Annotated in this window: 11 protein-coding genes; 5 read left to right on the plus strand and 6 right to left on the minus strand. The window is 67.7% G+C overall.

Translation table 11 applies throughout. The annotated features are described in order from the left end of the window. The first annotated feature begins 468 nt into the window (after positions 1-468). The gene (locus OG735_RS12315) at positions 469-4773 is read left to right on the plus strand and encodes an FG-GAP-like repeat-containing protein (RefSeq protein WP_327323203.1); all 4305 of its coding nucleotides are present in this window, start codon (positions 469-471) and stop codon (positions 4771-4773) included. Between the two features lie 140 nt (positions 4774-4913). Here the strand turns inward: OG735_RS12315 and OG735_RS12320 are convergent, their stop codons facing one another. Both OG735_RS12320 and OG735_RS12325 read right to left on the minus strand, forming a co-directional pair. Further along, the gene (locus tag OG735_RS12320) at positions 4914-6230 is read right to left on the minus strand and encodes an aldehyde dehydrogenase family protein (RefSeq protein ID WP_442812412.1); all 1317 of its coding nucleotides are present in this window, start codon (positions 6228-6230) and stop codon (positions 4914-4916) included. 100 nt (positions 6231-6330) lie between these two features. After that, complete coding sequence (locus OG735_RS12325) at positions 6331-6672, minus strand: hypothetical protein (RefSeq protein WP_327323205.1); 342 nt, start codon at positions 6670-6672, stop codon at positions 6331-6333. Positions 6673-7009: 337 nt separating this feature from the next. Between OG735_RS12325 and OG735_RS12330 the strand changes: the two genes are divergently transcribed. Beyond that, positions 7010-7579: a hypothetical protein gene (locus OG735_RS12330; RefSeq protein WP_327323206.1), complete on the plus strand. Its 570-nt coding sequence runs from the start codon at positions 7010-7012 to the stop codon at positions 7577-7579. A gap of 50 nt (positions 7580-7629) precedes the next feature. Here the strand turns inward: OG735_RS12330 and OG735_RS12335 are convergent, their stop codons facing one another. Then, positions 7630-8148 (minus strand): polyketide cyclase, encoded by a 519-nt coding sequence (locus OG735_RS12335; protein WP_327323207.1) that lies wholly within the window; start codon positions 8146-8148, stop codon positions 7630-7632. Positions 8149-8528: 380 nt separating this feature from the next. Further along, on the minus strand, positions 8529-9890 hold the full coding sequence (locus OG735_RS12340; protein WP_327323208.1) for a glutamine synthetase family protein: 1362 nt from the start codon (positions 9888-9890) through the stop codon (positions 8529-8531). A 300-nt stretch (positions 9891-10190) separates the two neighbouring features. On the opposite strand from OG735_RS12340, the gene OG735_RS12345 reads away from it, so the two are divergent. The 3 genes from OG735_RS12345 to OG735_RS12355 are packed head-to-tail and all read left to right on the plus strand — an operon-like array spanning position 10191 to position 11920. After that, the gene (locus OG735_RS12345) at positions 10191-10550 is read left to right on the plus strand and encodes a hypothetical protein (protein ID WP_327323209.1); all 360 of its coding nucleotides are present in this window, start codon (positions 10191-10193) and stop codon (positions 10548-10550) included. Between the two features lie 60 nt (positions 10551-10610). Next, positions 10611-11252, plus strand: a complete 642-nt coding sequence (locus OG735_RS12350) for a DUF3105 domain-containing protein (RefSeq protein WP_327323210.1) — start codon at positions 10611-10613, stop codon at positions 11250-11252. Between the two features lie 5 nt (positions 11253-11257). After that, positions 11258-11920, plus strand: coding sequence for a DUF305 domain-containing protein (locus OG735_RS12355; protein WP_327323211.1), 663 nt, complete (start codon positions 11258-11260; stop codon positions 11918-11920). Between the two features lie 67 nt (positions 11921-11987). On the opposite strand, the gene OG735_RS12360 is transcribed toward OG735_RS12355, so the two are convergent. Together OG735_RS12360 and OG735_RS12365 are read right to left on the minus strand one after the other, a co-directional pair. Next, positions 11988-12425: a DUF5990 family protein gene (locus OG735_RS12360; protein ID WP_327323212.1), complete on the minus strand. Its 438-nt coding sequence runs from the start codon at positions 12423-12425 to the stop codon at positions 11988-11990. Positions 12426-12459: 34 nt separating this feature from the next. Then, the gene (locus OG735_RS12365) at positions 12460-13386 is read right to left on the minus strand and encodes an alpha/beta fold hydrolase (protein ID WP_327323213.1); all 927 of its coding nucleotides are present in this window, start codon (positions 13384-13386) and stop codon (positions 12460-12462) included. Positions 13387-13497 lie beyond the last annotated feature (111 nt).

Genomic DNA, 13497 nt, shown 5'->3' on the forward strand with positions numbered 1-13497 from the left:
CATAGCAGCTGAATCGAGGTTCAGGAATATTCAATAAGTAGATGCGCAGTGAAAAATCTAGATTTACCGAATGCCCGAATTGATGAATGTGAGGTACTTGTGAGGATTTCGTGGGCGACATTAGGCCAGGTCAGTACCGCACGCTTCGAGCCACAGGCGGCTTCAAGTTGGCTGTGAACACGCTTCCGCCACATCCAGCGAAACGCTCCACGTCCAGGATGCGAGGAGGTTCAGACCGGGATTCCTATAGAGTCGACGCGAAATTCGGGCACATGAAAAAGGGGGAGTTGGATCGTGTCCATATCACTTAGGGGTGGGACCGCTCCGTGGAAATGGAGAATCCGCTTGCTGTGCGGCTTGCTCGCCGGTGGCCTCGTTGCGTCGGGGATGGCGGTCGGCTCGGCTCACGCCGACCCACCGCAGGTAACCGCAAGTACAGCGTCATCCGATCCGGCGGCTGATGGTTCGATGAGCGAGGAGGACAAGGCTCTCCAGGACGCTCAATCCTCCGGTCAGCCAGCGGAATTGGTATCGGCGCGCACCGAGGCGAGTGATACGTGGGCGCTGCCGGACGGGTCGTTCTCGGTGAGGCGGCATGGAACTGCGGTGCGGTTGTGGCGTAATGGCGCCTGGGTGGCCGCCGACCCCACGCTCAGCTTCGCGGCGGACGGATCGGTCGTACCGAAGTCGGCTTCGGTCTCGGTGAAGTTCTCCGGTGGCGGCAGCCGTCCGATGCTGTCCGGGGTCAAGGACGGGCGCACTCTGTCACTTACCTGGCCGAAGCCGCTGCCCAAGCCCACGCTCGACGGCAACGTGGCAACCTATCCCGAGGTGCTCGCCGGAGTGGACCTGCAGTTGAAGGCCGAAGTGGAGGGCTTCTCCCAGCTGCTCGTGGTCAAGACTGCCGAGGCGGCGAAGAACCCGGAACTGGCCAAACTACAGTTCGCGATGGACACCGTCGGACTGTCCGTGTCCAAAGACACGGACACCGGCACCTTGGTAGCTACCGACCCGGCCGGGCAGACCGTGTTCACCAGCCCCGCCCCACTCATGTGGGACTCCGGCGCACCTACCACGCCCGCCGCACGCGCCCTCGCGACGGCGCAGGAAGAGGCCACGGGGCCGGGTGACACGTTCGAGCCCGGCGTGGGCGCCGAGGACGTGCAGATGGGCAGCGCAGTCAGCGGCGACACCCTGACCATCACACCGGACCAGGGCCTGTTGAGCGGCGCGGACACCACCTACCCGGTGTTCATCGATCCCAGCTGGGCCTGGGGCGAATGGCAGCACTGGGCACGCGTCTACAAGCACTACCCCAAGACCTCCTACTGGGATGCCAAGGAGGTCGTGCGGGCCGGCTACGAGAGCGAGACAGGCGGTTCGGATCGGATCTCCCGCTCGTTCTTCCAGCTCGACACCAGCGACGTCACCGGAGCGCAGATCAAGGACGCCACCTTCCGGATCCGCAATACCTGGTCATGGTCCTGCCAGGACCGGCCGGTGGAACTCTGGGAGGTCGGTGACATCTCCATGAAGACGACCTGGGACAACCAGCCCGGCAAGATCGGCGGTGCCGCGCTGTCCACCGTGAACGACGCCAAGGGATGGAGCAAGGACTGCGCCGCCGGGAACCTGGAATTCAACGCCACCAGCGCGGTTCGCAAGGCGGCCGCGAACGGCGAGGCGAGCGTCACGCTGGGCTTGTACGCAAGCAATGAGGCGGACACGTTCGGCTGGAAGAAGTTCGACCCGAAGACCGCCACACTCGAGATCAAGTACAACCACCCGCCCAAGACACCCGCCGGCTTGGGCACCAACCCCCGCACCAGCTGCACCGCCGGCGGCAGCATCGGCAACACCGCGGTCAGCCTGTACGCGAAGATCGACGACCCGGACGGCGGGAACCTCACCGCTCACTTCCAGGCGTTCAAGGCCGGCTCCAACACCCCGGTGGTGGACACCAGTGTGCCCGCGCTCAAGGGTCGGGTGACCACAGTGGTACTACCCGCAGCCAGCACCCCCGGTGGTGACTACACCTGGAAAGTCCGCGCCAAGGACCCGGACGGGCTGTACTCGGCATGGAGCACCACGTGCAAGTTCACCTTGGACCGCAGCCGTCCCAGCCGACCACCTGTCATCACATCCGAAGGCAACAAGTACCCCAATGGTGACCAGGGCTGGCCCGATCCGACCGGCCCGGCCCGCTCGGAGGGGAAGTTCCTCCTGGCCGCGAACGGTGTCCCCGACGTCGTCGCCTACTACTGGTGGACCGACACCGACGCCGACGTTCACGAAACCCGTGCGAGCGCGCCAATCGCCCTGGTGACACCACCGTCCTACGGCCCGCAGCTCATCTACGCCTACAGCGTGGACGCGGCGGGTAACCGCTCCGACACCGCCACCTACCTGTACTACGCGACCCGGGCTCAGGGTCGAGACGAGCCCGGTGACCTCAACGGTGACGGTTTCACGGACATCTGGAACACCGACACCAACGGAACGTTGCTCACCTACTCCGGCCGCGGCGGACGGGAATTCTCCTCTGCCACCAACGGCGGCGGCACTTTCCCGGGTCAGCAGGTCACCTTCATGGGCGACTGGGGACAGGAGGGCTACAACGACCTCATCTCGCTCGAATACAACGAGAACGACAAGACGAACAAGCTGCGTGTCTACCCGAACAACGGCAAGGGGATGATCAACGCCGACAATTATCTTCAGTTGGCTGTCAAGTGCCCTGTGCCGAGCAGCAGGTGCAAGGGAGAAGCGGGCTGGACTGGAGACGACCACTGGTACAACGCCGAACAGATCACCACGGGCGGCGACATCAACGGCGACACATACGCCGACCTCCTGGTCAAGCAGGGCAAGACCTTGTGGGTCTACTACGGCAACCGGAGCACTCTGCTCGACAGAGTCCGCCCCCACCCAGTCCTGGTCGGCGAGACCGACTGGGACAAGTTCACCGTGGTCGTCCCCGGTGACCTCAATGGCGACAAGCTCCCCGACCTGCTGCTGCGCAACAACGCTTCGGGCGACCTGTACCGCGCCTACGGCCAAGCCGACCCCAACGGCATTCTCGATGCCGCGACGTGGGGCGGTGCCAGCAGCCGTGTCAAGATCGCCTCGGGCACCATGCCGCAGAGCCTCTACCCCACCATCGGCTCCTCCGGCGACCTCGACGGGGACAGCAACGCAGACAAGGTCAATGACGGCGACGGCATCCCCGACCTGTGGGCCCGCAAGAAGGACAACACCCTGATCGGCTGGCCCGGCCGCAAGACCGGCAACGACTACACCGGCATCGGTGCGTCCTTCCCCATCGACGGAGCCAACGGCGGCCGGCAGATCCCCGGCGGCACTACCCTGGCGAGCGGTCAGTCTCTGGCCTCAAACTCGGCCAAACTCACCATGCAGACCGACGGCAACCTCGTCATCACCTCCAACGCGAGCAAGACCCTGTGGTCCAGCAACACCGCCGGCAACAACGGCGCCACCGCACGCGTACTCGCCAACGGCAACCTCGCGGTCTACTCGGCCGACGGCAGCACTCCGCTGTGGAGCACCGACGTCCGCGAAACGCCGGACGCCACCCGGCCCGACGTCGAGCCCGGACTGACCGGCGCCGGCTACGTCCTGCTCCAGGACCGCGGCAATCTCGTCGTCCACAACGGAAAGGGCCAAGCCGTCTGGTCCAGCGGCACCGTCACCCGGCACGACTACAACGGCGACGGGCGCAGCGACATGGGCCTCTGGTACGACTACACCGCCGGTTCCGACGCCACGTACACGCTCCTGTCCAACACGAACGGCTCGTTCAAGGAGCCGATGAAGTCGTTCGCCGCCGCGGTCGGCGCGTGGGAGGCGGACAACATGAAGTTCGTCACCGGCGACTTCAACGGCGACGGACGCGGCGACATGGCGGCCCTCTACGGGTACAGCGACACCAGCATCAAGCTGTGGACGGCGCTCGGTAAGTCCGATGGCGGCTTCAGCGCACCCTTCTCCTCATGGAGCGCCAAGGCCGGCAGGATGCACACGAGCTACATGACCCCACAGGCCGGCGACTTCAACGGTGACGGGCGCGACGACATCGCTGTCTGGTACGCCTACCCCGACGGCACCACCAAACTGTGGACCTACACCGCCGGTGTCACAGGCGGCTTCAACCAGCCCTTCGAGTCCTGGTCCGCCCCCGGCGGTACCTGGCTCAGGAACCGCTGCAAGTTCGTCACCGGCGACTTCAACGGCGACGGGCGCGACGACGTCAGCGTCTTTTACGGCCAGGGCGACAACACCGTGCGCAACCACACCTTCCTCTCCACCGTCACCGGTGGGTTCGCCCAGCCGACATCGTGGTGGTACAGCGACGCCATCGACTGGAACCGCTCCACCCCGCACGCCGGTGATTTCAACGGGGACGGACGCGACGACGCCATGATCTGGTACGACTACGCCGACGGCAGCGACAAGGTCTCCACCTTCATCGCCGAGTCCCAGCCCGACGACCGCTTCGGGTCCGCCTTCGTCTCCCTCTCCAGCAACGCCGGCAGCTGGGACATCAAACGCAGCCAGCTCGTCATCGGCGACTACAACGGCGACGGACTCGACGACATCGGCGCCATGTACCACCAGCCTGACGGCGCCGTGAAGATGTGGACCTGGACCGCGCGGGCAGAGGACGCCAAATTCAACGGGGCGCTGGCCAGTTGGTCCTACACGGCATCCCAGTGGGGCTACGCATCAACCCGTTTCTTCAAGCCGTACAACTAGCGACACCTCACACCGCTCCCGGTAGCCGGCCGGCTACCGGGAGCGGCCACGTTCAGCTGCACCTCACGCTTAACCCATTCATCGCTGCGCCCCCGCGACTGGCGCAGGCATCAGACGGACTCCGGGAGGCACCGCGTGGTTCAGCCGAGCGGCATGTCCAGCACGGCCTTGCGGTGGCTGAACGTCTCCAGCGAGTAGCGGCCGTGGTAGTTACCCATGCCGCTCTCGCCGACCCCTCCGAAGGGCAGATCGGACACCGTGAGATGAGCCATCGGGAGGCCGAACCCGACGCCGCCCGAGGAGGTCTCCGCCAGCAGCCGGTCGCGGGTCGTGGCGGAATCCGTGAACGCGTACAAGGCCAGCGGCCTGTCCCGGTCGTTGATGAACGCGATGGCCTCGTCGAGGCCGGCGACCTCCACGATCGGCAGAATCGGGCCGAAGATCTCCTCGGACATGATCGGAGAGTCCGGCGACACTCCGGCCAGTACGGTCGGGGCGAGATAGCGGCTCGGGCGGTCGTGCTCGCCCCCGACGACCGGACGGCCCGAGCCGAGGAGGCCGGTCAGCCGTTCGAAGTGCCGTTCGTTGACGATCCGCCCGTATTCGGGCGAGGCCGCCGGGTCATCGCCGTACGCCTGCTGGACAGCAGTCTCCAAGGCGTCCTCGAGCTTGCTCGCGGTCACCGGGTCGGTGAGCACATAGTCCGGGGCCACGCAGGTCTGGCCCGCGTTGAGGAACTTCGTGGCTACGAGCCGGGAGGCCACCGTCTGCAGGTCCGTGCCCTGGTCGACGAACGCGGGCGACTTCCCGCCGAGTTCCAGAGTCACCGGGGTGAGGTGCTCGGCGGCCGCGCGCATCACGATGCGGCCCACGGTTCCGTTGCCGGTGTAGAAGATGTGGTCGAAGCGCTGCTCCAGCAGGGCGGTGGTCTCCGGGACGCCGCCTTCCACCACGGCAAGCGCGTCTCTGTCGACGAACCGCGGCAGCAGCTCGGCGATGACCCGGGAGGTGGCCGGAGCCAGCTCGCTCGGCTTGGCGACGACGCAGTTGCCCGCGGCGAACGCGCCGACCACCGGCGCGAGCAGCAGGTGCGCCGGATAGTTCCAGGGCGCGATGACCAGTACGACACCCAACGGGTCCTGCACCGTCCATGCCGTCGCCGTACGCAGACGTTCGGGAACCTCGACGGGCTCGGGCCGCAGCCACTCCTCCAGCTGTTCCAGGGTGTGGTCGATCCCGCCCACGGTGGAGCCGATCTCGGTACGGAACACCTCGCGCTCGCTCTTGCCCAGGTCCGTCCGGAGCGCGGCAGCGAACTCCTGACTGTGCTCGGTCAGCATGGTCCGCAGGCCGATCAGCTGCTCGGTACGCCAGGAGAGCGGCTTGGTACGCCCGGCGCGGAAGGTGGCACGCAGCCGGGCGACGACATCGGCGGGCTGTTCAGCGTGTGAGTGCACGACGGCTCCTCGATACGGATGTAGGTGCATCTACCAACAATGAAGTAGAGCCGGTACTTCGCCGTCGCCGAACAGACTTCGGCCGGCGTCGGCGCGCGCCTCAGTGGACAAGGGAGTAGCTCCGCCACGGTCTGGCGACGGGCGCGATGTTGTCGGACAACGTGGTCGCCACATACGTCGTTGTACCGCGGGAGCAGTTCGCGTTGGGGTACAGAACCATGTCCACCAGGGTGTTGTTGAAGACCTTGACCGCACCGGCGGGCCCGAGGCGGTGGCAGCCCGTGACGAGGGGGTTCGACACCGTCACCACACGGTCGTTCTCTGTGCTGTACGAGATGGTGCCCACCGCGTTGCGGCCGAGACCGGAACAGCCCGAGACGGCGAGGGTCAGGAGCACGGCCCCGGCGGCGACGCGGAGACGCCGGTGATCGGTCACGGACATGGGCGGTCCTCGTCTGTGCGGGAAAGTCCTGGTGAAGCCACCCTGCCGGTTTCCTGGCAGGGCGGCATCCGGGGAGCGGCCGGCCGGGCTACGGCGCCGCCGAGGCCGCACCGTGCCGCTGGGCGACGTGCCGCGTCCCCGCCGTCCGAGCCCCGGGAGGGGCACGCCAACACACGCCATATTCCAGCCCGTTGAGTGATCAATGGCATGAGTGGCGTCTTGTGGACATCTCTGCAGAAAGCGGTTGTCCGCCCCGCTGGCGCCCCGGGAGACTCATGGGCATACCCGCCGCAAGAGCGCGGGCATTCAGCTCGAGAACCAGTTGGGGGAATCACGCATGGCGTTACGCAAGGTGACCGCGTCGGTGTTCGCCGTCATGGCACTCGTCGCCGCAGCACTGATCGGACTCACCGGCACGGCCTCCGCCGCAAGCGGTAACAGCCACCAGGACTTCGCCGCCCAGGCGAAGCAGGCGGGGCTGACCGGCGCCCGGGCGAAGCAACTGCAGACCACGGTCGACGGCTACCTCACCACGGTGGGCGGGAAGCAGATCGCCGCCAACAAGATCGAACTGGCGGGCAAGGGCGAGATCGTCGTCGCCGTACCCGGAGAGCGCTACGCCCGCGACCTGAGCAGCGCGGCGGGCCCGAGGGCTGCCTGTCCGTACGAGAACTTCTGCATGTGGACCGGCACCAGCTTCACCGGCACCCAGTTCAACCTGTGGAAGTGCCAGACATACGACCTTTCGAACTGGAACGGCCCCGGATCCTGGAGCAACAACCAGACCCCGGGCACCCGGGCCAGGTTCCTGGACCGCGGCTACAACACCATCTACACAACGCCCGGCGCGTACGCCAACAACGGCAATTACGACTGGGCCCCGGTCTGGCACGTCATCCCGTGCTAAAGGTCCCCTGAGACAACGCCGGGCCAGAGGCGAACTGCTTCTGGCCCGGATCATTGCTCTGTCGGCTGAGCGCCGCTGACCTTCCAGGCCCGGGACGTCGGTGCGGCAAGCTCGGCCAGGTGGTGCAGCGAGTTGGTGAGATGCTCAGGGCCGAACGGCGGGAACTGGATGTACTCCCGGATGAACTGCGGCACCGCCGACCAGTCGTAGGTGAGCGTGACCTCAGTCTCGGACGGACCGAGCGGCGCAAGGTCGTAACGCCAGATCCAGCCGCCGAACTCCAGGTGACCGTCGCCCTTCTCCTGCCCCGTCAGCCAGCCAATGGCGCGCGGCGGGTCGAGCACCTGGACCTTGTTGGCCACCTGGTAGTCACCGTCTGGATGGTTGGCGTGATACATGTCCATCCGGAAAATCTGGCCCACCTCGGTCAGCGGCGCCCGGTCGGCAGCTTCCTGAACCCAGCCGGTGCCGTCGATCGCAGAGTGGGTCGTCGGGTCCGCCAGCACCGCGAACACCCTCTCGGCGGGCACGGCGACAGTCAGGGTGGCACTCACGTTCTCCTGGTCCACGGTGTGCACGCTCCTTGTCATCTCATCTTGGGCCTCCCGCAGGCGCGGAAGGGGGACGTTCCCACCATGCAGACGACGCGGCGAGGCGGAACTCATCGGTCGTGTGAGCGCAACCCGCCCCGCGTACGACGCCAGGCACCGACTGCGCCGGTCACGCCGGCGCCGCCTCACCAGCACCGATCCCGCACCTGCCGCTACCAGTGGCAAACGGCCCACGACCAGGGCACATAACGAGGGACTGCCCGGCTGGTGTGCCGCCGACGGAGAGACGCTCGGCTTGGCCCACAGACGGTCCAGGGCGCATGAGACGGCTCCGGGCCGATGGCGTACTGCCATCGGCCCGGAGCCGTTTTATGCCAGGGGAGCGCTCTGACCTGCGCTTACAGCACCGGCAGGTTCTTGCGCAGCTCGAAGGCCGTGACCTCGCTGCGGTACTCCTCCCACTCCTGCTTCTTGTTCCGCAGGAAGAAGTCGAAGACATGCTCACCCAGCGTCTCGGCGACCAGCTCGCTGCGCTCCATCAGCGCGATCGCCTCGCCGAGGTTCTGCGGCAGCGGCTCGATGCCCATCGCCCTGCGCTCCGCGTCGGAGAGCGCCCACACGTCGTCGTCCGCGCCCGCCGGGAGTTCGTAGCCCTCCTCGATGCCCTTGAGGCCCGCCGCCAGCAGGACCGCGTACGTCAGATAGGGGTTCGCGCCCGAGTCGATGGAGCGGACCTCGACACGGGCCGAGCCGGTCTTGCCCGGCTTGTACATCGGGACGCGGATCAGGGCCGAGCGGTTGTTGTGGCCCCAGCAGATGTACGAGGGGGCCTCGCCGCCCGCGCCCGCGCTGCGCGCCGAGCCGCCCCAGATGCGCTTGTAGGAGTTCACCCACTGGTTGGTCACGGCCGAGATCTCCGCCGCGTGCTTGAGCAGGCCCGCGATGAAGGAGCGGCCGACCTTCGAGAGCTGGTACTCCGAGCCCGACTCGTAGAAGGCGTTCCGGTCGCCCTCGAAGAGTGAGAGGTGGGTGTGCATGCCGGAGCCCGGGTACTCGCTGAACGGCTTCGGCATGAACGTCGCCTGCACGCCCTGCTCCAGCGCGACCTGCTTCATGACCAGGCGGAAGGTCATGACGTTGTCCGCGGTGGACAGCGCGTCCGCGTACCGCAGGTCGATCTCCTGCTGGCCCGGCGCGCCCTCGTGGTGGCTGAACTCCACCGAGATGCCCATGGATTCCAGCATGGTGATCGCCTGCCGGCGGAAGTCCATGCCGACGTTCTGCGGGGTGTGGTCGAAGTAGCCGGAGTTGTCCGCAGGGGTGGGGCGGGTGCCGTCGAGCGGCTTGCTCTTCAGCAGGAAGAACTCGATCTCCGGGTGGGTGTAGAAGGTGAAGCCCAGGTCGGAGGTCTTGGCGAGGATGCGCTTCAGTACGAAGCGGGGGTCGGCGAAGGACGGGGAACCGTCCGGCATCAGGATGTCGCAGAACATCCGCGCCGTGCCGGGCGCCTCGGCGCGCCACGGCAGGATCTGGAAGGTGCTCGGATCCGGCTTGGCGATCATGTCGGACTCGTAGACCCGCGCGAAGCCCTCGATCGCGGAGCCGTCGAAGCCGATGCCCTCGTCAAAGGCCTGCTCGAGCTCGGCGGGCGCCACCGCGACCGACTTCAGGAAGCCGAGCACATCGGTGAACCACAGGCGCACGAAGCGGATGTCGCGCTCCTCGAGCGTACGGAGCACGAATTCCTGCTGCTTATCCATTTCCACCCATCCTTGCTGGTCAAGCCGCCTGCTCCGCACGAGCATGCCATCCAAGAGTTTCAGGCGCGTTGCGGACCGCGTCCACTGCCCGCGCCGCCGGTGCCCGCTGTACCGGCAGTACCGGCAGTACCGGCAGTACCGGCAGTGCCCATTGTGGGTCAGGAACGTACCCGGAGACGACCCTGAGGCCCCCTTCGCTCCTTCCCCACTCCCTCCCCGCCACTTCCCGGGAGGTGGGGGATGGCTGTTATCAGCCCCATATGAGGTGCGTAGCACCGCTGCCTACTACCATCTGCGGCCATGGGGGGTTCCCGGCTCAACCACATCGCGCGCACCGCGCGTCCCATGGCACTGGTGACTGCCGTGACGACGCTCCTCAGCGCGCTCTTCATCTGTCTGAGCCCGTCGGCCCCCGCCCCGCACCACACCGCCCGGCCGGACGTCCCGACCGCGTACACCTGCCCGTACGACGACGGCTCCTGCGGTCTGCTGCCGCTCGTCAGCCCGGCCGTGCTCACCGCGCCGCCGCTGGACTCCCCGCTCGAGGCCGGCGCACAGCCCCCGCATCTCGACCTGCCGGCTCCCACCGGCCGGCTGCCCCGCTCCGGGGCGCTCGCACGCGCCCCGGACCTTCACGTTCTTCAAGTGCTGCGGACGTAACAGGTCGCGCCTCCCCCAGCCCCTTGATCACTGCAGACTTCACGAAGGACGACAACCACCATGACTTCCCGCAATAACGACCGCCGGGCCCGGATAGAAGAGATGCGCCGCGCCGAGCAGAGCCGCGAGCGCCGTAACCGCATCATCACGATCGGCATCAGCGCTGTCGTCGTCGCCGGCCTTGTCGGCTTCGGCGTCTTCGCGCTCAACAAGGAGTCGGACAAGAAGGAGCAGAAGGTCGCCGACGCCAAGGCTCCCATCACCGGCGAAAAGTCCTGGAACGCGAAGAAGCTCGGCCGCACCCATGTCACCAAGACGGTCACCTACCCGATGAAGCCGCCGGTCGGCGGCGACCACAACCAGGTGTGGATGAACTGCAACGGTGACGTCTACAAGGAGCCGATCCCGGACATGAACGCCGTGCACTCGCTGGAGCACGGCGCGGTCTGGGTGACGTACAACGACAAGGCTCCCGCGGCCGATGTGACCAAGCTCGGCGAGAAGGTCAAGAAGACTCCGTACACGCTGATGAGCCCGGTCAAGGACCAGTCCGGTGCGATCATGCTCAGCGCCTGGGGCAAGCAGGTCACCGTCGACAGTGCCGACGACCCGCGCGTGAACCAGTTCTTCACCAAGTACGTCCAGGGCACGCAGACCCCCGAGCCCGGCGCGGCGTGCACCAACGGTCTGGGCGCCAAGTGACGGGGATGACCCGTACGCACTGGGCGGCCATCACGGCGGTCGTGCTCGCGCTGCTCTTCGCGGGGGCCGCCACGGTGGCCTCCGCGGGCGGCAGCGGCAATGACGGCGCCACGTCCCGTACGCCGTCGGCGGCTTCGGCGGACGCTGGCTTCGCGCGCGACATGTCGGTCCATCATCAGCAGGCGGTGGAGATGTCCTTCATCGTCCGGGACCGTACGAAGGACGACGAGGTGCGCCGCCTCGCGTACGACATCGCCAACACCCAGGCCAACCAGCGCGGGATGATGCTGGGCTGGCTGGATCTGTGGGGGCTGCCGAAGGTCTCCACGGACAGCGAGCCGATGGCGTGGATGATGCCGGACATGAAAGGCGGTCACGCCGCGCACTCCGGGCATCAGGCCAAGGACGGCTCGCTGATGCCGGGCATGGCGACCAATACCGACCTGGGGCGGCTCGGCAAAGCCAGTGGCAGGCAGGCCGAGATCGAATATCTCCAGCTGATGATCATCCACCACAACGGCGGCATCTCGATGGCCGAGGGCTGTGTGAAGCTCTGCACGGTCGAAACGGAGCGGGATCTCGCCCAGGGCACGGTGGACGCCCAGCGCTCGGAGGTCGGCCTGATGGTCGATCTGCTGCACAAGCGAGGCGCCGAGGTCCGTACCTGAGGACCTGAAGATCCCGGTGCCGGGGCCTGAAGATCCCGGTGCCGGGGCCTGAGGGTCCCGGCCGCGCTCAGCCGTCCGTCCCGGTCAGCCGCCAGGCGATCCGGGGCGGACGGATGGCGGCGCAGAGCGGCATGCCCTGCCCGTCCGTCAGCCCGAGGCCGGTCTCCACGATGCCGCCGGCCAGAGCCTCTTCCGGCAGGTCCGCGAGGAAGACCTTGGCCCGGCGGAACATCGCGAAGTCGCCGCCCGGCGGCAGCTCACCCCAGGTCAGATAGATGAAGCGCTCGCCACGACGCCCCTGGACGTACGGGCCGCGGAAGTCGGCCGTTCCGTCGGGCGCGGTGACGGTCTCGACGGGGATCTCGAATACCGCATCGGCCGCGTCGGCGGACACCAGCTGGTCGGGATCCCTGCCGCGCTGGGTGCCCACATGGATGTGGCGGTATTCGCCGCAGGCGCTGCCGGGCAGCTCATGGCCCGTGATGCGCAGGGTCAGCCGTGCCATGTCAGAGGGCCCCTTTCACCGGATTCGAGCGGGTCTACGCGAGCGGCTGAGACGCCGAACCGGAGCCGTCCCGGGTGGCCCGCACGGCCCGCCCGGCTCGCCCGACCCGCGAACCGTAGCTGTCCAGGATCGTCCGGGCCACCGCCTCCGGACGGTCCAGCATCATCAGATGGCCTGCCGGTTCGACCGCCTCGAAGCGGCCGCCGAGCTGCCGGGCAAGCGCACGCTGCCGCTCCACCCACCGCGTCCCGCCGGCCGTCGCCCCGGCCGTCGCGGCGAGGACCGTGACCGGGACGTCCGGCATGGCGTGGCGCTCGCGCAGGGCGAGGAGCTCGGCGGCGACGGCGCGGTAGTGAGTGTTCTCCAGCAGGGCGCCCTGCAGCACCCGGGAGGTGGCGTAGCAGCGGCGTACGAGATCGGCGGGGGCCGGGTCGCCGCCGCCGGTGCGGGAGAGGCGGACCATGGCGCGGCGGGTGAGCGGTCCGAGGGCCGCGGGCATTCCGGCGGCGGCGAGCGCGGTGCCGAGCGTACGGGCGGCGGCGGTGCGCAGTGCGGGTGCGGCGGGCACGCGCGCGTGCTCCTCGACGCTGGAGTCGACGAGGACAACGGCCGCGGTACGGGCGGGGTGGAGGCGGGCGAAGGCCTCGGCGTGGAAGCCGGCGATCGAGTGCCCGACGACGGTGGCGGGCCCGTCCTGGCCGGGCCCGTCCAGGACGAGGGCGTCGAGGACGCCCGCGATGCGATGAGCCTCCCCGGCGGCGGAGGGCGGTACGGCGGCCGGGCCGCTCAGCCCGTGTCCGGGCCGGTCGAAACGGACGACGGTGCGGTGTGGTGCGAGCAGCGGCACGACCGGGTCCCAGTCGAACCAGCTCATCGCGAGGCCCGCGCTCAGTACGCAGACCGGGCCGCTGCCTTCGACGACCACATGGTGCGGTACGCCTCCCACTCGTACAAAGGTCACCGTCGCTCCTTCGCCCCCTCCCGCGCCAGGGACAGCGCGAGCACCCTCGGCCAGCCTGCCACGAAGACCACGTGGAGCCATCACCCGCCCCCCGTGACCAGGTGCGGCGGC

Source organism: Streptomyces sp. NBC_01210, from assembly GCF_036010325.1.
Lineage (GTDB): Bacteria > Actinomycetota > Actinomycetes > Streptomycetales > Streptomycetaceae > Streptomyces.